Source organism: Nocardia sp. NBC_00881 (assembly GCF_045207455.1).
In the GTDB taxonomy this organism is placed as follows: Bacteria; Actinomycetota; Actinomycetes; order Mycobacteriales; family Mycobacteriaceae; genus Nocardia.
The window spans coordinates 5,538,043-5,560,244 of the sequence record NZ_CP108798.1 but is presented as its reverse complement, the minus strand read 5'-3'; the positions used below and the strand labels follow the sequence as shown (position 1 = coordinate 5,560,244).

General features: G+C 65.7%; 20 protein-coding genes and 2 pseudogenes. 10 read left to right on the top strand and 12 right to left on the bottom strand.

Going from position 1 to position 22,202, the window contains the following annotated elements:
- The first annotated feature begins 79 nt into the window (after nucleotides 1–79).
- On the top strand, nucleotides 80–604 hold the full coding sequence (locus OH799_RS23710) for a winged helix-turn-helix transcriptional regulator (protein ID WP_406268050.1): 525 nt from the start codon (nucleotides 80–82) through the stop codon (nucleotides 602–604).
- 58 nt (nucleotides 605–662) lie between these two features.
- Here the strand turns inward: OH799_RS23710 and OH799_RS23705 are convergent, their stop codons facing one another.
- The 4 genes and pseudogenes from OH799_RS23705 to OH799_RS23690 form a co-directional block, all read right to left on the bottom strand.
- On the bottom strand, nucleotides 663–1,739 hold the full coding sequence (locus tag OH799_RS23705) for an ABC transporter ATP-binding protein (RefSeq protein WP_406268047.1): 1,077 nt from the start codon (nucleotides 1,737–1,739) through the stop codon (nucleotides 663–665).
- A 188-nt stretch (nucleotides 1,740–1,927) separates the two neighbouring features.
- Entirely contained in the window at nucleotides 1,928–2,908 is a 981-nt protein-coding gene (locus tag OH799_RS23700; RefSeq protein ID WP_406268044.1) for a phosphotriesterase, read from the bottom strand.
- A gap of 352 nt (nucleotides 2,909–3,260) precedes the next feature.
- Nucleotides 3,261–4,469 (bottom strand): PucR family transcriptional regulator, encoded by a 1,209-nt coding sequence (locus OH799_RS23695; RefSeq protein WP_406268041.1) that lies wholly within the window; start codon nucleotides 4,467–4,469, stop codon nucleotides 3,261–3,263.
- Nucleotides 4,470–4,636: 167 nt separating this feature from the next.
- Nucleotides 4,637–4,847, bottom strand: a pseudogene (locus tag OH799_RS23690) (transposase); the annotation flags it as partial.
- 522 nt (nucleotides 4,848–5,369) lie between these two features.
- Here OH799_RS23690 and OH799_RS23685 point away from each other — a divergent pair.
- From OH799_RS23685 to OH799_RS23650, 8 genes are all read left to right on the top strand, one after another.
- Complete coding sequence (locus tag OH799_RS23685; protein WP_406268039.1) at nucleotides 5,370–7,073, top strand: fatty acyl-AMP ligase; 1,704 nt, start codon at nucleotides 5,370–5,372, stop codon at nucleotides 7,071–7,073.
- Between the two features lie 52 nt (nucleotides 7,074–7,125).
- Nucleotides 7,126–7,380, top strand: a complete 255-nt coding sequence (locus OH799_RS23680) for an acyl carrier protein (protein WP_406268035.1) — start codon at nucleotides 7,126–7,128, stop codon at nucleotides 7,378–7,380.
- 96 nt (nucleotides 7,381–7,476) lie between these two features.
- Entirely contained in the window at nucleotides 7,477–8,271 is a 795-nt protein-coding gene (locus OH799_RS23675; protein WP_406268032.1) for an LLM class F420-dependent oxidoreductase, read from the top strand.
- Between the two features lie 148 nt (nucleotides 8,272–8,419).
- The gene (locus tag OH799_RS23670; RefSeq protein ID WP_406268029.1) at nucleotides 8,420–10,216 is read left to right on the top strand and encodes an ABC transporter substrate-binding protein/permease; all 1,797 of its coding nucleotides are present in this window, start codon (nucleotides 8,420–8,422) and stop codon (nucleotides 10,214–10,216) included.
- Nucleotides 10,217–10,942 carry an amino acid ABC transporter ATP-binding protein gene (locus OH799_RS23665; RefSeq protein WP_406268026.1) on the top strand — a complete coding sequence of 242 codons (726 nt, stop codon included), beginning with the start codon at nucleotides 10,217–10,219 and terminating at the stop codon, nucleotides 10,940–10,942.
- Between the two features lie 113 nt (nucleotides 10,943–11,055).
- Nucleotides 11,056–11,352: a hypothetical protein gene (locus OH799_RS23660; protein ID WP_406268024.1), complete on the top strand. Its 297-nt coding sequence runs from the start codon at nucleotides 11,056–11,058 to the stop codon at nucleotides 11,350–11,352.
- Nucleotides 11,353–11,382: 30 nt separating this feature from the next.
- Nucleotides 11,383–12,222, top strand: coding sequence for an alpha/beta fold hydrolase (locus OH799_RS23655; RefSeq protein ID WP_406268021.1), 840 nt, complete (start codon nucleotides 11,383–11,385; stop codon nucleotides 12,220–12,222).
- A gap of 100 nt (nucleotides 12,223–12,322) precedes the next feature.
- Nucleotides 12,323–12,727: a nitroreductase/quinone reductase family protein gene (locus OH799_RS23650; RefSeq protein ID WP_406268018.1), complete on the top strand. Its 405-nt coding sequence runs from the start codon at nucleotides 12,323–12,325 to the stop codon at nucleotides 12,725–12,727.
- Between the two features lie 30 nt (nucleotides 12,728–12,757).
- Here OH799_RS23650 and OH799_RS23645 read toward each other — a convergent pair whose 3' ends face one another.
- From OH799_RS23645 to OH799_RS23610, 8 genes and pseudogenes are all read right to left on the bottom strand, one after another.
- Nucleotides 12,758–14,014, bottom strand: coding sequence for a CHAT domain-containing protein (locus OH799_RS23645; RefSeq protein WP_406268016.1), 1,257 nt, complete (start codon nucleotides 14,012–14,014; stop codon nucleotides 12,758–12,760).
- The gene (locus OH799_RS23640; RefSeq protein WP_406268013.1) at nucleotides 14,011–15,537 is read right to left on the bottom strand and encodes a tetratricopeptide repeat protein; all 1,527 of its coding nucleotides are present in this window, start codon (nucleotides 15,535–15,537) and stop codon (nucleotides 14,011–14,013) included. The genes OH799_RS23645 and OH799_RS23640 overlap by 4 nt, the downstream gene beginning before the upstream one ends.
- 1 nt (nucleotide 15,538) lies before the next feature.
- A complete protein-coding gene (locus OH799_RS23635; RefSeq protein WP_406268010.1) occupies nucleotides 15,539–16,561 on the bottom strand; it encodes a hypothetical protein in 1,023 nt (340 codons plus the stop codon).
- Complete coding sequence (locus OH799_RS23630) at nucleotides 16,561–17,934, bottom strand: hypothetical protein (protein ID WP_406282437.1); 1,374 nt, start codon at nucleotides 17,932–17,934, stop codon at nucleotides 16,561–16,563. The genes OH799_RS23635 and OH799_RS23630 overlap by 1 nt, the downstream gene beginning before the upstream one ends.
- 180 nt (nucleotides 17,935–18,114) lie before the next feature.
- On the bottom strand, nucleotides 18,115–18,726 hold the full coding sequence (locus OH799_RS23625) for an APA family fibronectin-binding glycoprotein (RefSeq protein ID WP_406268007.1): 612 nt from the start codon (nucleotides 18,724–18,726) through the stop codon (nucleotides 18,115–18,117).
- A gap of 572 nt (nucleotides 18,727–19,298) precedes the next feature.
- Nucleotides 19,299–20,627, bottom strand: a complete 1,329-nt coding sequence (locus tag OH799_RS23620) for a DUF2306 domain-containing protein (protein WP_406268004.1) — start codon at nucleotides 20,625–20,627, stop codon at nucleotides 19,299–19,301.
- Nucleotides 20,628–20,953: 326 nt separating this feature from the next.
- Nucleotides 20,954–21,063: pseudogene (locus tag OH799_RS23615) on the bottom strand (transposase); the annotation flags it as partial.
- Between the two features lie 7 nt (nucleotides 21,064–21,070).
- Complete coding sequence (locus OH799_RS23610; protein ID WP_406268002.1) at nucleotides 21,071–21,343, bottom strand: hypothetical protein; 273 nt, start codon at nucleotides 21,341–21,343, stop codon at nucleotides 21,071–21,073.
- Nucleotides 21,344–21,624: 281 nt separating this feature from the next.
- Between OH799_RS23610 and OH799_RS23605 the strand changes: the two genes are divergently transcribed.
- Nucleotides 21,625–22,164, top strand: coding sequence for a lipoprotein LpqH (locus OH799_RS23605; RefSeq protein WP_406267999.1), 540 nt, complete (start codon nucleotides 21,625–21,627; stop codon nucleotides 22,162–22,164).
- Nucleotides 22,165–22,202: the final 38 nt, after the last annotated feature.

The following is a 22,202-nucleotide window of genomic DNA, read 5'->3' as shown; positions in this document are numbered from 1 at the left end:
GAGCCGGGCGGCCATGCCTGACTCTATCAACACATAGTCAGAATACCTCTGGCGATAGTTAAGGAAAGTCAGCATCGGTATGATGTTTGTCATGGCAGCAGTGATGGAAGGACCGTTGGCCGATCTCAGCTCGTGGAAAGCCGAGGAGTGCTCGATCGCGAAGGCACTCGACATCGTCGGCACCCGCTCGGCGGTCCTCATCCTGCGCGAGGCCTATTACGGGACCCGGCGGTTCGACGGGTTCGCAAGCCGGGTGGGAATCACCGACGCGGCCGCAGCGGGCCAGCTACGCAAACTCACCGAGGCCGGGTTACTGACGAAGCGGCCGTACCAGGAGGAAGGCAAGCGCACGCGGCACGAGTACGTGCTCACCGGAATGGGACGGGATCTGCTTCCGGCCGTGCTCGCGCTCATGCAATGGGGCGACGCGTATCTGCAATCGGGTCCCGCGCCGTTACTGCTGGTCGAGGAGGCCACCGGCGCTCCAGTGCGGGTGCAGGTACGCAGCGAGACCGGGCGCGAGATCGAGCTGGAGGAGCTGGGCGTGCGGCTCAACGAGGAGTACGCCGAGGAGGTGCGCCAGCGCTCCGGCACGAAAAACTGATCCGATCGAGCCCGACCGCCCATAGGACTGGTGCGAACGGGCCCTTTCGGCGACGAACTCAGTCGAGGCGGCGGCCGGCTGTGTCGAAGAAGTAGGTGTGCTCGGCGTCGGCGGACAGCCGCAGCCTGGTGCCCTTGGCCGGCGGGTTGCGCCAATCCGCCCGCGCCACAATGGTTTCCCCCGCGCTGCTGGTCTCGGTGACGGTGCGGCCGTAGATGTAGGCGTCGGAGCCCAGCTCCTCCACCACGTCGACCTCCATCTCGATGCCGGAGCCCTCGCCGAGCTCGAAGTGCTCGGGCCGGATGCCGACCGTCACGGTGTTCCCGGCCGCGTCCGCCACCGAACGCGGCACCTGGAGCACATGTCCGCCCAGCTCGACGCCACCGTCGGTGATCGGAAGCGTGAAAAGGTTCATGGCGGGCGAGCCCATGAAACCCGCGACGAACACGTTGGCCGGATCGCGGTACAGATCACGCGGCGTCGCGCACTGCTGCAGCACGCCGTCCTTCAGCACGGCGACCCGGTCGCCCATCGTCATCGCCTCGACCTGGTCGTGCGTGACGTACACGGTGGTGGTGCCCAGCCTCCGTTGCAGCTGCGCGATCTGGGTGCGGGTCTGCACACGCAGTTTCGCGTCGAGATTGGACAGCGGCTCGTCCATCAGGAACACCTGCGGCTGACGCACGATCGCCCGGCCCATCGCGACGCGCTGCCGCTGACCGCCGGACAGCGCCTTCGGCTTGCGGTCCAGGTAGGGCTCCAGATCGAGCAGCTTGGCCGCTTCCAGGACCCGCTTCTCCTTCTCCGCCTTGGCTACCTTGGCCAGCTTGAGCGCGAAACCCATGTTCTCCGCGACGGTCATGTGCGGGTAGAGCGCGTAGTTCTGGAACACCATCGCGATGTCGCGTTCCTTGGGTTCGGCATGCGTCACGTCGTTGGCGCCGATCAGAATGCGCCCGTCGTCGACCTCCTCCAGCCCGGCGAGCATTCGCAGCGAGGTCGATTTGCCGCAGCCGGACGGACCGACCAGAACAAGGAACTCACCATCCTCGATCTCCAAATCCAATTGATCGACGGAGGGTTTGGTCGCGCCGGGGTATAGCCGTGTCGCGCGGTCGAAGGTCACAGTGGCCATGGTGAATGCACATCCCATCCCGGCAGGAACGTGCCGGACGATCCGAGTAAGGGCGGGGAGTGATACTACTTGGCGGCCGGTGTTTCGGCGAGCGCTTGTCCGGCTGCTCGGCCTCCTGGAACGGTGACATCGGACACCGTTCGGCACGCCACGGAGATGCCACTCCGGCGCGCCGTGGGCCGGCGCCTTCAGCGGCCTTCGAAGAACGCGCGTGGAACGTCGATCAGCATGGTGCCGATCTGTTCCTTGCTGACGCCGCGTTCGAGCACGTAGGGGAACACGTCGTCGAATATGTGGGTGTAGTGCCATTGTGGCAGAGCGGCCATCGCGGCTGGTTCGACCCAGTCGATGTAGCAGTTCGCGTCCTGCGAAAGCACCATCCGGTCGGTGTAACCGCGGCGCACCATTTCGATCAGGGTGTCCGCGCGGGCCTCGAAGGTGGTTTCGAGGTGGATACCGAAGCGGTCCATGCCGAGGATGAAGCCCGCGTCGGCCAGTTCGGAGAGGTGATCACAGTCGGTGCTGTCGCCGCTGTGGCCGAGTACGATTCGGCCGGGGTCGACGCCTTCTTCGTCGCACATGACGCGCTTCACGTCGAGGCCGGTGCGGGAATCCGGGTGGGTGTGCACGGTGATCGGCACGCCGGTTTCGAGGTGGGCTTTGGCGATCGCACGCATGACACGTTCGACTCCCGAGGTGAGTCCCTGCTGGTCGATGGCGCACTTGAGCATGCCTGCCTTGACCCCGGTGCCTGCGATACCGTGACGGATGTCGCCGATGAACATGTCGACCATGGGGTCGGGGACCTGCGCGCCCATCATCGCGTTCAGCGCCGGCCCCCGGTAGTGGAAGTAGAACGGGACGTCGTCATAGGTATAGACGCCGGTCGCGACCACCAGGTTGACCGAAATCTGTTGGGCGATCCGCTGAATCCGCGGGATGTAGCGCCCGAGGCCGACCACCGTCAGGTCGACGATCGTGCGTACGCCCGCGTCGTAGGCGCCGCGCAGTCGCCGGACGGCGTCGGCGATCCGTTCGTCTTCGGAACCCCATTCGGCCGGGTAGTTCTGCTGGATATCCCCCGTGAGCACGAAGATGTGCTCGTGCATCAATGTCACGCCGAGACCGGCGGTGTCGATAGCTCCGCGAACGGTTTCGATCCGTGTCACAGCGGTTGTCTCCTTACGGGAAAGGGGTTTTCTACCAGCCGCCGGCCGTGCGGCAGGGCAAAGCCCAACTCCACGAGCGCTTGCCCCTCCGCAATCGGATGGTTCGAGGAATGAAAGGTCATTCAGCTCGGCGAATCGCCTAGCCGGTAATTGGGTCTAACGCATAACTCACGGTGTCGAGTGTTTCCTGAAGTCTCCTTTGCGCACCCGCGTTGAGCTGCGTGTATTACACATGCTAGGGCCGTACTGTGAGCCAGACTATATCCTGTGCGAATGAAAGTTTGTACATCTTTTGTGCGGAGCGCACATAACTGAGGAAACTCTTTCGGATGCCGCACCGAGGGGCGTCGGGTCAGCGAGATGCGGTCGGTCTCAGGACTGCGGGCCCCAGCCAGCGTGCGGCCTGGAGCGCTAGATGCAGGTGCAGTGTGCGGTCATGATCGTCGAAGACGTTCCCGATCGCGTCCAGCGCCTGCCGCACGCGGTACTGGATGGTGTTGCGGTGTACGGCCAATTCCTGCGCGGTGGCGGCGAAACTGCGGTTGTTGGCCAGAAAGACGCACAGAGTTTCCCGTAACCACACGTTGCGATGGTTGTCGACGGCCAGTTCACCCAGGCAATCGGCGACGAACTCACGCAGCGCCTCGACATCTCCGACCATCAGTGCGACGGCCGCTACCTGGGCGTGCGATACGACCCGGGGTGCGCGCTCGCCGGCCAAAAGCACGATCTCTCGGACCCGATCGGCTTGGCGCAGGCTACGGCAGAAACCGGCTACACCAACTCCGCACTCGCCGATCGCCACGCGTCCGGGCAGCGCCGATATCGCGCGCTCGATGGCGGTCACGTCGATCGCGAACTTGCGGGGAACCGAGAACCACAGCCGAACCTCGTGTTCGTCGGTCGGCACCAGCAACGGCCGCCGAGAATCGTCGAACAGCGGAATCAGCGCACCGCGAAAGGCGTCCAGGACGCCAACCGCTGCCCGCGGTGAGATCTCGGGACCGGTCCACACATTCAGCGCGACGTGGTTGCCGCACAGCGAATACTGCAGTACCTGCTCGGCCTGGCCGATGTCGGCGACCGAGCCGTCGAGCACGCGCGCCACCCACTCTTGACGCAGCCCGCCGCGGCTGCTCACCCACCGGTCGCGTTCCTGCTCGTAGGCGATCCCGACCTGCTCACAGACCCGGTCGATGTAGACAGCGGTGCGATTGACGAGGCGGACAATGGCCGCTGCGCCGTCGGCGCCACCCAACTCCACGGCGGACCGCATCGCGACATCGAGGAACTCAGCGTGCCCGATGCGGTAGCCCCGAATGAGCGCTGACACCGGGACATCACGTTGTGCGAGGGTTCGCGCGTAGACCAGCGCCCTGGTCGGAGCCTGCACCTCTTTCTCATCAGCGTCGTTCTGTACGAAGTCGAGGACCGCCATCAGATTATCGGTGGTGCCTGCCTCGAACAGCTCCCGCATACGCGTGTCCAGGTCCAGCGCCTCCACCTGTGCGCGAATCTGCGATGACAGATCGCTGATCAACTGGTCGCGATTCCGCAGCATCTCCCTCGCGACTCCGCGCACCACATCGTCGCCAACGCTCGGCCACACCCGACACCTCCGTCCGCCCTCTCGGGCCGTCGAGATTTCAACTTAGACCCGTCCGCTGGGGCGTATCGATGCGCCGAACGCATGAAGCCACCAGATGGGTGGCGGGTGCGGGCTCGGGTGTCCTCGACCCAGGATTTCGGCAGGTAAAGGCGGCCGTCGATCAGTGTCCTTCGGTGGTCGCATAGACCAGTACACTGCCGCTTGCCAGTTTTCGATCCGGCCAGAGGTTCCGGTGTATTAGCGTTGCACCCCGACGGTGTCGGTGCCCTTCTCCACATCACCGGTTTCGTCGGCCACCAGGATCACCTCGGGGGCACCGAGGTGGCCGACCCCGTGGAACGCGGATCCTCGGCAACCCGTCGGTGTCTCGCATGGCCTCGGAGGGCATCCATGTAGGTGCATTACCCTATCGGCTACTGATGTGTAGTCACCGAGGAGTTGAGTACGGTCGACCGGCGCGGCGCGGCGCGCTTGCGGGTGGCGATTATTGCAAGTACGGCTATAGTCCCTTTTCCAAGGGTGGATATCAAGCAGGAGTAAATTAAGCACGCTGAAGATGACATCGCATGGCTTCACCGGTTACTCGGCTTGCGCCGGATAGGGCAAGAGGTGCGGATGACCGCCATGGCTGAAAATTGCGATATCTGACGTACTGGATGCTCGACCGGAAGGAATCTGTCGCTGTCGTAGAACGACAATTTCGCCGATACCGGCTACACATATGTCGCGCGCATCGATCCGGCCGCATCGGCAGTCATGTCTGCGCGGAACGCCGCCAGTTTATTCGGCCGCTCACGCCACTGTCTTCACTGCTTGACCCCATCCCGCTTACTTGGAGTTCGATCCAGTTTCATGCCTGATGCAACAGCGTACATCGATAGATTTCGCAACAATGTCCAACGCAGCGGCGACAAGGAAGCGCTGATATTCCTGGACGTTCTCGACGGTGCCGTCGTGGAGTCGGCTCTCAGCTACTCAGATCTGGATTGCCGAGCGCGCGCGGTGGCGGTCGTCCTCCGCTCGCATCTGACACCCGGCGAGAGAGCGTTGCTTCTATATCCTCCCGGGCCGGATTTCGTTGTGGGATTCCTCGGTGCATTGATGGCCGGAGTGGTCGCTGTGCCTGCGCCGGTGCCGGACGGTCGCGCGACGGGGCAGGAGCGGCTGACGCGCATTGCTTTGGACGCAGGCGTGACGGCGGTGCTTACTTCAGCTACTTTCGCTCCGCTTGTTCGATCGTGGGCGTCGGATTTGCCTTCGGATCCGTGGGTGTTGGCCACCGATTCGGTGGCGGTCGAGAATGCCGCGGACTGGTTCGCCGTGGATATCGATGGCGAAACCGACGCGTTCTTGCAGTACACGTCGGGCTCGACCAGTGAGCCCAAGGGGGTCATCGTGACCCACGAGAACCTCGGCGACAACCAGCGGGAGATCGGCGCGGCACTCGGTACGGATGAGAACATCATCGTATGTGGCTGGCTCCCCCAGTTTCACGACATGGGCTTGATCGGGATGACCCTGCACCCGTTGTGGTGTGGCGCCAGCCTGGTCTTCATGTCGCCGGTGACGTTTCTCAAACGCCCGCGGCGGTGGCTGGAAGCACTTCACCGATATCGGGCCACAATCACGCTGGCACCGAACTTCGCTTTCGACTATGTCGTGCGTCGAGTCCGGCCCGAGACGATACGTGACCTCGACTTCAGCTCGGTCGCAACTGTGCTGACCGGGGCGGAGCCGGTACAAGCCGCCTCGATTCACGGGTTCGTCGACCTGCTCTCGCCGTGCGGGCTGAAGCCGCAGGCTATGACGCCGGTATACGGCTTGGCCGAGGCAACCCTTTTCGTCACGGGTACACCGATATCCGCCGGCTCCGTCGAATTCGAGGCGAGTGCCCGGCTGCTGGCCGAGAATGTCCTCGAGGAAGCGATCGATGCCACGGATACGCGGCGTTTGGTCAGCAGCGGCCGTCCGCAGTCGCTCGATGTCGCGATCGTCGATCCGAACTCCGGTAGCGAATGCGCGCCACACCACGTCGGTGAGATCTGGGTGCACGGGCGCAGCGTCGCCCGTGGTTATTGGAATATGCCGGAGGAGTCGGCCCACACCTTCGATGGTCGGCTGCGCGGCCACGGCGGTTGGCTACGGACCGGCGACCTCGGCGCGATGCTGGACGGCCATCTGTTCGTCACCGGACGGATCAAGGACACGATCATCCTCAATGGTCGCAACTTATACGCGCACGATATCGAATCGGCGGCGCGCAGGGCATCACCGGCAGTTGCTTCCGGTGTCGGAGCGGCGTTCGCCGTAGACAGCCCCGAGCGGCTGGTTCTCGTCCACGAAATAGACCCTGGTCTTCTCGAGGCCGACACCGTCGAGTCGTTGTCAGGCCGAATCTGCGCCGTTATCTGGGAGGAGAGTAGTGCCGCGGTATCGGACTTGCTTCTCGTGTCCAAAGGTGCGGTCGCCCGTACATCGAGCGGAAAAATACGGCGGACTCGTATGCGTGAACTCTACGAAACCGGTGGCATCATGCCGATCGCTACCACTGAATAGTTTTCGGATCAACATCAAGCTCTAACGGTCATCTTCTCGAAAGGATAATGAATTGACTGACAAGACCGCCGACATCACTGTGGCTGGTCGGTTGACCAGCCTCGTTGCCGAACAGCTCGAAATCGCGCCGGAGTCACTCGACCGTGGTCGCTCGCTCGGCGAGTACGGGATCACCTCGGTGATCGTGGCGGGCCTGGCCGGCGATATCGAGGAAGAATTCGGCATAGCTGTGGATCTCGACGTCATTCGCGACCACCCGACAATAAACGCGATGTCGCAGCTGCTCTGCGATCAGGGAGCAATGTAGCCGGCCCGGCCGAGTCCAGCATTTCGCGCTTCTGCGTGGAAACGACCGCGCCGGTAGCCTCGATCGGGGTAGCCACCGAGCGATGAGGAGCACGTCATGAGTCGTCCAGTTCGTATCGGAGTTCAGCTGCAGCCGCAGCACGCGCCCGAGTACGGGCGCATCCGCGACGCGGTTCTGCGGGCCGAAGACGTGGGCGTCGACATCGTGTTCAACTGGGATCACTTTTTCCCGCTCACCGGCGACCCGGACGGGGCGCACTTCGAGTGCTGGACGATGCTGGGCGCCTGGGCTGAGCAGACCGAGCGCGTGGAGATCGGCGCGCTGGTCACCGGCGGCGGCTACCGCAATCCGGACCTGCTCGCCGATATGGCGCGCACTGTCGACCACATCAGCGGCGGCCGGCTCATTCTGGGTATCGGGGCGGGTTGGTTCCAGAAGGACTATGACGAGTACGGCTACGAGTTCGGCACGCCGGGCAGCAGGCTCACCCTGCTGAAGGACAATCTGGTCCGGCTTACCGCCCGCCTGCGGAAGCTGAACCCCCCGCCGACCCGCGAGATTCCGATTCTGATCGGCGGCGGTGGCGAGAAGAAGACGCTGCGGCTGGTCGCCGAGTACGCCGACGTCTGGCACACCTTCGCCGACCTGGACGCGCTCGCGCACAAGAACAAGGTGCTCGCCGAGCACTGCGCCACCGTAGGCACTGACCAGGGTCGTATCGAACGGTCCGTGCAGTGGCCGGGCGCGGCGAAGGCGCCGGAGTTCGTGGCGGCCGGGGTGACGACGTTCACCATCGGAGTGAGCGGACCGGACTACGACCTGAGCGAGGTCGAGCGCGCTGTCCGCTGGCGCGACGAGGTCAACCCGGAGCCGGTCCGGGGGCTGGCCTGAGCCGGATTGCCGGTCGGCAGACGCAGGTCGGCGCGGATTTCGCATCAGGGTGATTCGAACTATCGACCGCCGTGCGCGCCGAGGGTTCTCACGCCGTCGGCCTTCGGGTAGCCGAGGATCAACTGCTTCATCCGGCTAGGGTTCCAGCATGGCTCGTCTGCCCGCTGTGCGGTCTCGTTCGTTGATCGCCCTGATATTGCTTGCTGTCGGTCTCAGCGTCACGGCCTGCGGGTCCGGCTCCGATGATGCGTCGACGGAGCGCAACCTGTGCGCCCCGCCCGGCCTGTCCGCCGCATCGGCCGCCCCGACCAACCTGGCCTCGTCGGACGCCGCGGGCACCGACCGCTATACCACCGCGACGACCGCGTCGCCGACCTCGATCGACGTATCCAAGCTCGGGTTGATCACCCCGGGCAAGCTCAGCGTCGGGACCCTCTCGGACGCACCGCCGAGCATCTGCGTCGACAGGCAGGGAACGTTCACCGGCTTCGACAACGAGCTGTTGAAGGCGATCGCCGCCAAGCTCGGCCTGCAGGTGGAATTCTCGGGTACCGAGTTCGCCGGGCTGCTCGCCCAGGTGTCCGGCGGCCGCTTCGACGTCGGCTCGTCGAACATCACCACTACCGACGCGCGGCGCAGGTTGGTCGGCTTCACCAACGGCTACGACTTCGGCTACTTCTCCCTCGTTGTGCCGAATGACGGTGCCGTCAAAGGTTTTTCGGACCTCAACCGCGGCACCAGGATCGCCGTCGTACAGGGCACCGTGCAGGACGAGTTCGTAGTGAACCAGCTGCACCTGGACCCGGTGAAGTTCCCGGACTACAACACCGCCTACGCCAACCTGAAGTCCGGCCAGGTGGACGCCTGGGTCGCACCGTCCGCGCAGGCGGAGGGCGCGATCGCGCCGGGTGACGGAACCTCGGTATCGCAGAACACCTTCAGCCTGGACAACTTCGTCGGCTGGGCGGTCGCCAAGAACAACCAGCCGCTGATCGACGCGCTCAACAGCGGCCTGGACGCGGTGATCGCCGACGGCACCTACGCCAGGCTCTACAGCGACTGGGTGCCGCGCCAGCTGCCGCCGGGCTGGAAGCCGGGATCCAAGGCAGCGCCGCCGCCGCAGCTGCCGGACTTCGCCGCGTTCGCCGCCGGAAAACAGCAGGGTGACCCGGCGCAGAACGCACCGAAATCCACGATGCGTCAGTTGAAGGACACATTCTTCGACTGGTCTTTGTACCGCAGAGCTTTTCCCGATCTGTTCCGGACCGGGCTGCCGAATACTCTCATCCTCGCGGTGGTTTCGGGCGGGCTCGGTACCGTCCTCGGCATGCTGCTCGCGGTCGCGGGTATTTCCAGGACTCGCTGGTTGCGCTGGCCCGCGCGGATGTACACCGACGTCTTCCGTGGCCTGCCCGCCGTGGTGATCATCCTGCTGATCGGCCTCGGTATCGGTCCGGTGGCGCGCAATGTCACCGGGAACAACCCGTACTGGCTCGGCGCCGTCGCCCTTGCGCTGCTCGCCTCGGCCTACATCGGCGAGATCTTCCGCTCCGGCATCCAATCGGTCGAGGCCGGTCAGCTGGAGGCGGCGCGCGCCATCGGGTTCGGCTATCGGCAGTCGATGACGCTGGTGGTGATCCCGCAGGGCGTGCGCCGGGTGCTGCCCGCGCTGATGAACCAGTTCATCGCGCTGATCAAGGATTCCTCGCTGATCTACTTCCTCGGTCTGCTCGCCACCCAGCGCGAGCTGTTCGCGGTCGGCCGAGATCTCAACGCGCAGACCGGGAATCTCTCACCGCTGGTGGCAGCGGGCCTGGTCTACCTGCTGCTGACCGTCCCGCTCACCCATCTGGTGAACTACATCGACCGCCGTATGCGCACCGGACGCCCCGACCGGCCCATCGACCCGGTCGAGGCGGCCACGATCACGGAAGGGCGCGGATAGATGAGTGCCTCCCTTACCGGTACCGGATTGCACCTGACGCTCGGACACAACCATGTGCTGCGCGGCATCGACATCCATGTCGCTGCGGGCAAGACCGTCACCGTCATCGGACCATCCGGCTCCGGCAAGTCGACCCTGCTGCGCGTGCTGAACCGGCTGCACGAGCCGGACCAGGGCGACGTGCTGCTGGACGGCGAGTCCGTGCTCACCGAAGACCCGGACAAGCTGCGTCAACGCATCGGCATGGTGTTCCAGCACTTCAACCTGTTCCCGCACAAGACCGTTGTGGAGAACGTCGCGCTCGGGCCCCGCAAGTTGCGCGGGCTGTCCAAAGACGCGGCGCGGGCACTCGCGGTCGAGCAGTTGGAGATCGTCGGGTTGGCCGAGAAGGCCGACACCAGACCGGCCAACCTCTCCGGTGGCCAGCAGCAGCGCGTCGCGATCGCGCGAGCACTGGCCATGAAGCCGGAGATCATGTTCTTCGACGAGGCCACCTCGGCGCTGGACCCCGAGCTGGTCAAGGGCGTGCTCGCCCTGATGGCCGACCTCGCCTCCGGCGGTATGTCGATGATCGTGGTGACGCACGAGATGGGCTTCGCCCGCACGGTCTCCGACAGCGTGGTGTTCATGGACGAGGGACAGGTCGTCGAGACCGGTTCGCCCGACGCATTGTTCGACGCCGCACGGACGCCGCGCTTACAGCGCTTCCTCTCCCAGGTGCTCTGAAGCATCCCTTCCGCTCGGCCAGCACACCGCTGGCTATCTGCACAGATGCGCATCTGGTAATGTGTCATGAGACATATACCCAGCTGTCCGAGCAAGGAAAGAGGGGAAGTCTGATGGCCACAACACACGTAGAGCACACCGGCCACGAGCACAAGCACGGCCCCGACTGCGGCCACACGGCGGTCCAGCACGGAGACCATGTCGACTACGCCCACGAGGGCCACCTGCATCGTGAACACGAGGGCCACTACGACGAGTGCGAACCGTCCGGGCATACCGAACACCCCGAACACCAGCACCAGCACGGGCCGAACTGCGGCCACGACGCGGTCCAGCACGGGGACCATGTCGACTACCTGCACGACGGCCACCGCCACGCCGCCCACGACGGGCACTACGACGAGCACTGACTGTCGGTATTCGGCTCTAGAGTCGGGTGGGTGATCGAACAACTCGAGATTCACACCGCGGCGGGGACGTTCGACGTGTTGGCCGCCGGATCGCCCGGCGGCCGCGAAGTGTTGCTGCTGCACGGGTTCCCTGAGGCCGCGGTCGAGTGGGAGTTCCAGCTCGAAGCGCTCGGCGGAGGAGGATGTCACGCCGTGGCGCCGGATCAGCGCGGGTATTCGCCAGGGGTGCGGCCGGAGCGGGCCGCCGAGTATCGACTCGAGGAACTGGTCGGCGATGTCGTGGCGATCGCCGACCAGCTCGGGTGGGAGCGGTTCGATCTGATCGGCCACGACTGCGGAGCCCTGGTGGGGTGGGCCGTTGCGGACCGGATGCCGGGGCGGGTCCGCACGTTCAGCGCGGTGTCGTATCCGCATCCCACCGCACTCGAGCACGCCATGGCCGAGGACGAGGACCAGGCACAGCGGGCACACCATCTGACGACGCTGCGCCAGCCTCGCACGACCGAGCGGATCCTCCTCGCGGACGACGGCGCCGGTCTGCGCAGGATCTTCGAATGGAAGGTGTCCGAGGAGCACGTCGAGGACTATGTGCGCCGGCTCGAGCAGCCTGGGGCGCTCACCGCGGCGCTCAACTGGTACCGCGCGATGCATCTCGCGGGCCCGATCGGACCGGTGAGCGTTCCCACCCTGTACGTGTGGGGCACCGAGGACGTGACCATAGGCTCCACCGCGGCGCTGGCCACGCAGAAATACGCATCGGGCCCGTACCGCTTCGAGATGCTCGAAGACGTCTCGCACTGGGTACCCGAAGAGGCGCCCGAGGCCCTGACCCGACTGCTCATGCGACACTTGCTCGCCCATCGTGCATAGATGTGCAGGTCGCGGCGCTAATCCGGGCGTTTCCCTGACATGACGCTCGACCAGGGTGAAAGCTGGAACCGGCCCGACGGACCCGAGCGAGGTGAAGAATATGGACGTCCACGAAATCAACCGAAGAACCATCGCTCAGTTCCGGGCGGGCGGCGACATCGATGGCATGCACCGCGACCGCTTGATCCTGCTGACCACGACGGGCCGTCGATCCGGCGCCGCGCACACCACCCCGATGATGTTCCATCACGACGGCGACCGCCTGTTGATCGTCGGGTCCAACGTCGGCGCCTCCACTCACCCCGACTGGTACCTGAATCTGGAGAAAAACCACCACGTCTTCGTCGAGGTGGGCGAGGAGGCGCGCGACGCGCTGGCCACCCCGCTCATCGGTGAAGACCGCGCGCGCACCTGGGCCATGCTCAAGCAGACCTACCCGTTCTTCGCCGAGCACGAGATGCGCACCGCCCGCATCATCCCGGTGGTAGCCCTGACCAAGGTATGACTCGGCACCGCATTGTGTATCGCCGCAACGCTATGCGCACACGGTCGCGAACGCCGACCAGAGCATCGGTGAGTGCTCGATCCTGCCTTCGTCGCGCCACGCGGCCAGCCGCGCGCGCTGCCATTCGGCGAGGGCGGTCACCGGGTCGGGCTGTTCGTGTGCGGCGTCGATGGCGCAGATGGCCTGTTGGAGCGGGTGGGCCTCCGGTGGTGCGCCCGCGATGCGCTGGAAGGCCAGATCGGTCGGCAGCGCCCACCTGCTCGCGGTAACCAACTCGGCGCCGCCGTTGATCATGGCGGCGGTCAGGCCGAGCGCTTCGCTGAAACGCAGGTCGCCGCCACTCTCGCACGCGATCAGCGCTACCCGGCTCGGTATCGGCCAAAGTGCCGGTCCAGCAACGGGTTCCGTGTCGAGCGTGTGCGTGCCGAGGAGTAGGTCCTTGGCCGAAAGCGGCCGGTGTGTGTGGGTAGGTGCGGCGAAGCCGACGGCATCGGCCGTGCAGGCCAGGTGAAGTTCGGCGTCCTCGCTCTGGCCGGATTCCGGGATCGCCGCGGTGACATGACCGACGTAGATCAGGCGGCTGGCGCCGTCGCTCAAGGCGGCGCCGAGCCAGGTGCGGTCGAGATCGGTCCGCCGGAAGACCTCGATCGGGTCGTGCGCCGCGGGCCGCAGCCGACCGGCCGCGGCATAGCCGGCCATGCGTTGCGCGAGTGGGGTGTCCGCGGTCATCCTGCCCAGCACCGAGCCGAGCGTCGAGTCGGCGCGGAACCCGGGGATTCGCGGATCGAGGACCGCGATGACCGGACCGGCGCGCGTTCGCGCCCAGCTGCGCGCGACCCTGGCCGGTGCCTGCACGATGCCCGCGGGAGCGAGGAGACTGACGTCCGCGATATCGATCAGCCGGATGTCGCGGTCCGGCGCGATCAGCTCCCACGGCACCTGGGCGACCCGGGGCGACGGTTGCAGCCGGATGTGCGGCCGTACGCCGCGTTGAGACAGCTCGTAGAGCTGAGCGGCGAGGCCGTAGGGCAGGAGAGCTCGGGAAAGCGCCTGTGCGACAAGGTACTCGTTCTCGTAACTGGCGAAAGCACCCGTGGTCAGCGCGCGTTCCAGGCCGCCGGGCTCGGCGGGCCGCGGAAGCGCGGCGGCCAGCATGCTCACGGCCTGCATGGCCGCTTCTTCGGGCAGCACGCTCGCGCCCCGAGGCGCGCTGTCGGCTACCCACCGCCACGACACGTACACGTCCCCTGCGTCCGCCATGCGGACGAGTACCGTCGGCCGCGTCATACCGTCAGCACCCGATCGTCCCGGATCACCCGGCCGTAGCGTTGTTCGGCGGCGGCGATGAACGGCGCCAGCGCGATCCGGCCCTCCGCGGCCAGCGCCAGGCGCGGCGGCGGCGCAACCGGCAGGCCCGCGCTCGCCGCGACACCGGCGAGGGCGGCGCCTAGCTGAAGTGCGGCGCTGCCCGGATGATCGCCGACATCCTCCGGCGGGTCGAGCAATTCGTAGGGAAGCCGGACCGGGTGGTCGCGCTTGGAGCGATCGACGTTCAAGGTGGTTCCCGCGCACTGCGTTTCGATCAGATCGGCAAGGAGCAGGCCGTTGCCCGACAGGTGGGCGAAGCGGAACGCCAACCGCATGGCGGGATCGGCGATCCGGCGGTTCCACTGCTCGCGCTGGCTGCCGTTCGGCAGGGTATAGCGCACGGCGTCGATGGCCAGCGCGGCAGGAACGGCAAGATGCACTCCCTGCGTAAGCAATTCGGCGGTCGGCGACTCGGTCGCGGCGATGGCGCCCTCCACCAGGGTCGCGTGCCAGAAATCGAGCTGGGCGCAGTGCAGGCCGAGACCGCGCTCGGCGTAGGTCACGAACGCCGCGGCCAGCAGTTCTTCGCACTCGGCAAGACGGCCGGTCTTGAAGGCGACCGTGGACAGCCGCATGTGGAGGTCGGCGGCGTCGAGCACGGCGCCGGACTCGACGAAATACGCCAGGCTTCGACGATAGAAGTCCTGCGCCACCTCGAGGTCGCCGCGGCCCTCCGCGAGGAATCCCATGGCCTTGAGCCCGACTCCGGCCCGATAACCGAGCCCGGCCCGCTCGAAATATTCCTGACTGGACCGCAGTGGCTGTTCCGCTTCGTCGTACCGCTCGTCGCGGACCAGCATGGTGGCGAGATTCTGTTCGGTCTCGGCGACGGCGTTGCGGTCGCCTGCCGCTTCGAACGCGGCCAGTGCCTGCTGTGCGAAGTCGACGGCCAGGTCGCGGCGGCCGGTCTCGAAATAGGTCGCTGCGAGGTTCATCAGCGGGTGCCCGGCCAGCTGCGGCGCGAAACGCAGTGCAGCGTCGAGTGATTCGGTGGCAAGCTCGGCGGCGTAGGCCCAGTTCTGACCATGCAGTGCGACCGCGGTCAGGGAAAGCAGACAGGCCACGCGTAGCACGCCGAGGTCGGTGTCGGTATTGTCCGCGAGCAGTGCCCGCGCCTGCTCCAGCGCTGCCTGCGCCTCGTCGAGTTCGCCGAGGTGCTGCAACGCTTGCGACATATTGACCAGTGCGTTCGGCCGCAATCGCGGCGCGTCCTGTGGCATTTCGGCCAGCGCCGAGCGGTACAGGGCGAGGGAGGCTGCGTGGTCGCCGAGTTCGTCGGCCATGCTTGCCGCGTTGATGACAGCGCCGAGCCGGATGTCGCCCGTGGTCTTAGCTGCGGCGTCCTCGAAGAGGCGTTTGGCCGCCGCCGCATCTCCGCGGGTGTACGCTTCCGCGCCCGCGGCCAGCAGTTCGCGACCATCGTCTGGAGTCTCGTCGGCCACGTCAGAAATCCGAATCCGAAGCGGCGGCGGCGATTTCGGCGAGCAAAGGAGCTTCGACGGGGTTGTCGGGCGCGTCGGCCGTGCGGCGCAGCCGCGCCGTGACCAGCTCGCGCACCTGCTCACGACGCGTAGCGGCGTCCGGCTCCGGCTCGTCCACGCCGACACCGGGCACGTAGATGTCCACGGTCACACCCGATTCCGCACCTGCCGGGGCCGTTGTCGAGGCGTTCCAGACTTCGCCGTCGCGAGTCAGGGGCAGCTCGGCGGCGTCGGTGGCGGTCCGGATCACAGCGTGCGGATGCAGGTGCGGCGGCATATCCGTGGGCGAGAGCGGCGCGGCGACCGCGTTCACTCGCACGATGGTGCTGCCCGCCTCGCGCACCACCGCCCAGGACACCGCGCGCTCGGAGGCATCGAGCAGACCGGGCGGGCATCGGCGCCAGTTCCACCCGCCGGTCCCTCTGGCCAGGACCAGTTCGCCATGCGCGGCGGTCGCGCGTCCTGCGGCCAACGCGTAGTCTTCGGCACGCGTCGCGACATCGGCGATCTCGCGCTCCTCGACCAGCCGCGCGTCCGCTCCGTCGACGATCAGCTCGCATTCCTCGCTCAACGCGGCGATCTCGTCCGCGAGCAGCTGGGCGTCGAGCGGCGCGATGCCGTCCAGGGTCGACGCGGGCCACCAGCGCGCCGCCCAGTGAGCGTAGCCGAGCCGCCATGCGCGCGCCGCGAGTTCCGGCAGCGCGGGCGCAGCGGTGAATTCCGTTTCGCCTCCACTGAATTCGTCCAGTGCGATGGCCACCTCCGCACCGAATACGGCCCAGATCCAGTCCTGGGCGAGCGTGCGGTCGTCGATCACCGCCGCCGGTGTGAAATGTCCGCCGAGCAGGCTCCAGGTCAGATGCCCGCCCGCCACCTCGAGCACCAGCACATCGATCCCGGCCGCGCTGTCCAGCACCGTCGGCGCACCGTCCGGCCCGATGATCCACAGGCCGTCTCGATGCCGGATGCGTACGGTCGCGCTCATCAGCTCGCCCTCGATTCCGCCGCGTCCGGTTCACCGGCGTCCGCCCGCACACTGAGGGCCTGTTTGACCCGCGTTCGATGGTCCAGAATGACCGAGCGCGCCACGCCGTCGAGCAGATCCCACAGTTCGTCCGGATCGTAGATCGCGAACTCCCGGACATCCCTGCCGTGCAGACGAACCCACAGCCGTCGCAGGTATGGCCGCCATGGCGTGGTCAGCTCGGCGGCGACGGCCGCGAGCGGTCCGGTGGGCGCTCGGGCGTCGTCGTCCGCACACACCACCAGCCGCCGCGCCCGCAGCACGTATGCCTCCCGCTGCCAACGACTGTTGACCACCTGATGCGCCGCGGTCCGTACTATGCCGGAATCGGTTTCGGCCAGGCGCAGATGCCGGTCGCCCGACGGCCGCTGCTTCCGGTGATCGATCGGCACCAGGCCGACCGCCAGCTCTGTCCCCGCCGTGGCCGCGACGCGCAGCGACTCGTCGAGCAGTGCCCACGGTGCACAACTCCTGGCGATCTCGGCGGCGACCAGCTCCGGGATCGGCGGCAGCTCGGCGCGGTCGCTGGATGCCTGCAGGACGGTGAACACGCGCTCGTAGACGGTGCGGTCGAACGGCAGTCCCAACGTGGATTTCGAGGCGGAGGCTCCGATCGCGGGCTGTCGTGGCACCGGATGTGTGGTGAGGCCGAGTTTCCCTGCCGAGTACCCGGCTTCGATCTGCCACAACCGAATTCCAGTGTGCGTTCCGGCATGCCTGGCGACGAGACCATCCAGCACGGGCTGCCCGTCGCCCGCGTCTCGGCCGAGCCGCGCGGCGGCGCAGGCATTCAGCAGGTCACGCATCTGCGCCGCATGATTGCCGTTCGCCGGGCCGGTCAACGGCCGCCGCCGCCACGCGATGTCGAGCAGCTCGGTCAACTCCCGCTCCCGCGTGTGGTCGGCCAGGTATGTCTTCAGCGCCTGCGTAGTGCGGCCCGCGGCGTACTCGTGGATATCGCGCAGCGTGGCCTCCGCGACGGCACGCGCCCGCGCCACCTTCGGCATGCCGGAGGTGGTCGCCAGCTCGAAGCAGCGCTGGAAGTACAGATCCTGCGGATGCCCCTCGGTGATCCGCAACGCCCGCCGGACCTGCTTGAGCACCGTGAACCAGGCCGCCGTGGCGCGCAGCACGTCGGCCGCCGCCTGAACACGCGCCTCCAGCAGTACAGCACCGTCGGCCGTAAGGATGGCGCCCGCGCACAGCGGATGCTGCACGGGGCGGATCACCAGCGGGTCGAGCACGAGCTTCACGGTGCGACGCAACGGACCGCCGTGCGGGCCACTGAGCGGTTCTACGCCCTCGATCCTGCGCCACACCTCGTCGAGCACCATGGCGCGCGGTCGTCGCATTCGACCAGGTTAGCTGTGCCGGCACCCGTCGTACCTGCCCACCCACACCCCGCCATCCAGCAGGAGGAGGTGGCGCGGGAATTCGGCGACGAGGTGCAGCCGTTGGCGTGGATGCGCACCGAACGTGCCAACCGGCTCACCGGGATTCGCGTTGAGTTTCGACTACCTCGTTGGCGCGTCGTCTCGGAACATTTCAGACAACTGTGCCAGAACTTCTGGTCGAGGTAGTTGGAAAGTCTCTGTTCTGTGGGGTTCGTCGGTTTTGGGCTGGTCCGCGCGGTGCCTGTCGAGCACAGGATCGGATGGTGCGTTCGTGTGCGAGGTATCTTCATAGGGGCGGAGGGACTCGGCGAGGATTTGCGCGTCCTCGATGTCCACCGGCGCACTGGAGTCACCCAGCCAACCGACGAACCATCGCTGCGCGCCGGTATGGACTACAGCGGCATACACTTCTCCGGTCAGTAGGGGAGTATCGGGACCGAAGTCGAGACGGAAGAAGACCGAGCGGCCGTTTATTCCAGGGCCGCTCAGTGCACGGGTCTCGATGTCGGCGCATCGGCTGGGGGCGGGGAAGATCGTTGTGAGGTTGTTCGCGATATGTTCGGCCAGGGCATCATCATGTTGGGCGAGTGGGGAATCGGTGCAGTTGCCGATGAGGATCAGTCCGGCAACGTACTTATGCCACAACACGGCGTGTCCTACGGGCCGTAGCGATGGCGTGATCAGCGTCCAGTCGGATGGAACGACGAAACTGAGGTAGGTTTCGATGTCCACGATCCGATCAGGGACACACAACCTGGGTGTCAACTTCTGAAGGTACTGAGGTTTTGATGCGGGCCGAGTGCCTTCAACACCGTCCGAGGACGACCTCCAGCGGCGGGTGTAGCGTAGGCGCGCCTCGGCGGACCACGACAATGGGTGGTCGGGTCCGAGGACATGGAAACAGTCGGTCAGCGTTTTCTCGTAGAGGTCGAGTGCCCTGCCATGTTCATGGGCAACCCAGTAAGCGTCGGCCAGGACGAGACGCGCAGCAAAAGTTCGGGGATGCCGATCGCCCAGAGTTCGACAACTAGTGACCACCTCGTCCTCGTGCGATGCGATATCCCGCAGCGGAGCCAATGCTCCGAGAAGGGTGAGTTCAGCGATGTGCGTCCGCTGTCGGCGGAACACGGCTATGAGCCAGGTTGTCGCGCCGATAGCAGCGATAACACCGAACCCCAACCATGGCACCTCACCGCGAAGGCTCGCGATGCCGGCGAACGTGCCCACAGTTGTGATCCCAGCACCGGCCTTGGCGACTCGACCCCATAGCAGGGCTGCCGGAACATTCTCGATAGTGCCTGGTCTCAACTGCCCCTAGCTTCCGTAGCATCCAACACTTCTGTGACCTCGGCTTGGTGACCGGGGTACATGGAGTGGTCCATCCGAGGTGAGAGTCGGTTATCGGTGGATGCACCACGGTCATGGCCCGCCGATGGTGCCTGCCGCCGGTTCCCGGCGCGGCGGTCGGGCAGCAGCGACGTTATCGGTGCGGAGAAGATACGATCTGCGATCGGTATCGCGTTTGCCGCACTGCGCACGACCAGCGCAAATGACAGGGTGATTGGAATGGGCGGGCCAATCATGGCGCCGGCGACGAAACCGTCCAGATTGCCGTATTGGGCGTCGCGAACCAGGCCGAGGAGCATGGCGGTCAACGGGGTCAGAGCGGCGCCGATCATCATCCAGCGCCACAGCTGTTCCTGCACTGGGAACCCAGCGCGGCGGGCCCGATAGACCCCGATCGCGCAGATCGATAGGTAGCCCCAGGCCGGGACAAGATGGATACCCAGGAGATCAGCGGGAACCATTTCGAGCAGCGGCTGGTAGCGCATCGCGAAAAGTATCGAGCCGACGATTGCCACGATGACGAGTGCCAGGTATACCGTTGGCCCGCATAGCTTTTCGGCGCCGGCGCCGCGGTCACGATGGGTGCGCATGAAGGCGACGGCCCCGCCGGCTGGAGCGATCACCCCGAGCATGATCGACCCGGCACCGAGATTGGTCAGCAAACGGTATTCCGGCAGCAGTGGAGCTAGGAAAGTCCACAGCACCCGCAGTAGCGGGGCGGTCATCATCATCGCGATGTGGTATCCCATCCAGGCCCGATGGGTGAGGACATCGCCACGCCGGATTGCTCGCAGCGCCACCCCACCGGTGAACAGTGTCCCCAGCGCCAGCACCCACAGCTGCAAATCGAATGCGGTGAATCCGGGGTAGTCTGCGGGCGCGCGCAGCAACAGAAAACCGATGGCGGTGCCCATACTGGCGGTCATCAGCGTGAAATACACACGGCCGCACCACCGATGCACGGCCGGGCGTCGTGTCCGCAGTCGGTGAGAGAATTGCGGCCATGCCATCGTCAGCGCCAGCGCGGCGAGCGAGGTGTGCAGCAACATCACTACCCGATGATCGGTGTAGTCGTTTGCCCGTGCCCACTGGACCGAGTACTGCCCGACCGCATACTCATTGCCGCCGACGGCGCTGGTGATAGCATCTTGTAGCCGTGGCGCGCTTGGCACGAAGAAGTGCCACATATAGCTGAACGCTAGAGGCGCATATAGCAGGCCGATCGCAGCGACAGCCCAGTAGAGAATTGTGCCCAGCCCCCTATCCGGCCGTGCACGGCCGGACACAGAGGTATGTTCCGTAATCGAGCCGAGAGTTCGCGGACCTCGATTCTGTTCTGTCATTCTGGAACCAGAGTCCTTTGGTGCCGCCATCTCTTATCACTTCTCGTGTCGCCGGTATCCCTTCACTGTCTGTTCAGTCGCAGCGGATGGCCGGTTCGTCGGTCGGTGTATCTGCTGCACTGCATGACTGCGAGCATGATCGTTTGTCTGCGCCACCACATCCGTAACCCATAGGTGGGCGGAAAGCAGCTTGCGGTGGCAATGTCAGCCGGTCCATCGGAATCGCTATGTCTTCGGTTATGGTCGATAACGATGGTCGTCAGTGCTCGGCGGCGGTCGCCGCCGCGATTGAGCCCGTGTGCACCGTGTTTGCCGATGATGCCGGGACCGGGCAGGTTCCGGCTAACGCTGCGAAGGCAGCCTCGGACCGTACTCGCCGGATGCGATCAGGCGATGCTTTTTGATACTGCTATCACAGTGCGGTGATCTCGCCTGCCCTCGTGGCTTATCGCCCAAACTATGCGCCTGACGTAGACAAAGGCTGCCGATACAGCAAAGCTGACGACATGGGGCAACCACGAGTTGCACTCGAGATGGAACAGGTTCGTGAGTATCGGATCGGCGATAGAGCCCAGCACCGCCGTACCGATCGCCACCGAAAATATTCCCGATAGCAGCACTTCCCAGAACGTCCGCAGAGTATCGAACGCCTTCTTCACCCAGTCACCCCACCAGCGGCCTATGTCGGGATCATCATGGCTGCGCAGACCGCGGTGCAACGAGCAGCCGTCAAGTTCACAACACCAGATGATAGGCCAGAGTGATCAACCTCGGTGCCGTCGAGCCGCCGGCCGGTGTTCTGAACCGGCAGTAGAGGCCGCGGGAAACCTGGGATCGGTAGGGAGCGAACCGCTCTTAGGTTTCTTGCATCGGCTCCACACCGGGGGCCGAACGAAACAAAAAGGCCGGGGCGTCGCCCCCCGAACCACGAGGACACATCATGAACGCCACTTCGGTCCGCATCTCCTCCCTCGCTCTCGTCGCGTCCGCCGCCGTCGCACTGTTCGTCACCGGGTGCAGCGACGACTCCGGCAACTCCCCCGTCGCGCCCGTGCCCTCTTCGGCCAAGGCGGGTCCGGCCGCCCCGGCAGGCAAGTCGATCGCGTCGGTGGACGGCAAGGCCTTCGATGCGAAGTTCACTACCACCTGCGCCAAGCAGGGCGGGATGTTGGCGCTCGCGCTGACCGATACCGAAAACGGCTCCTACGGCAACCTTTCGGTGAGCGCGACCATCACCGACGCCGACACCGTGCAGGCGGTCGCGATCGCGGGCAGCAAGGGCGGTGACAACGGGCTGCCCTACGCGGTCGGCTTCGGCAATGGCATGCCGGGCGGCTCGGCGAAGGTCGTCAAGGACGGCAACACCTACAAGGTCACGGGCGAGGGCATCGGTGGCCCCGATCTGGCCAACCCGCTGGCCGGTCCGAAGTCGTCGAAGTTCGACATCACCTTCGCCTGCTCGACCATCGTCGGCGCCTGACTCTCTTCCATGTCCCTCTCACTCCGCGCCGTCATCCC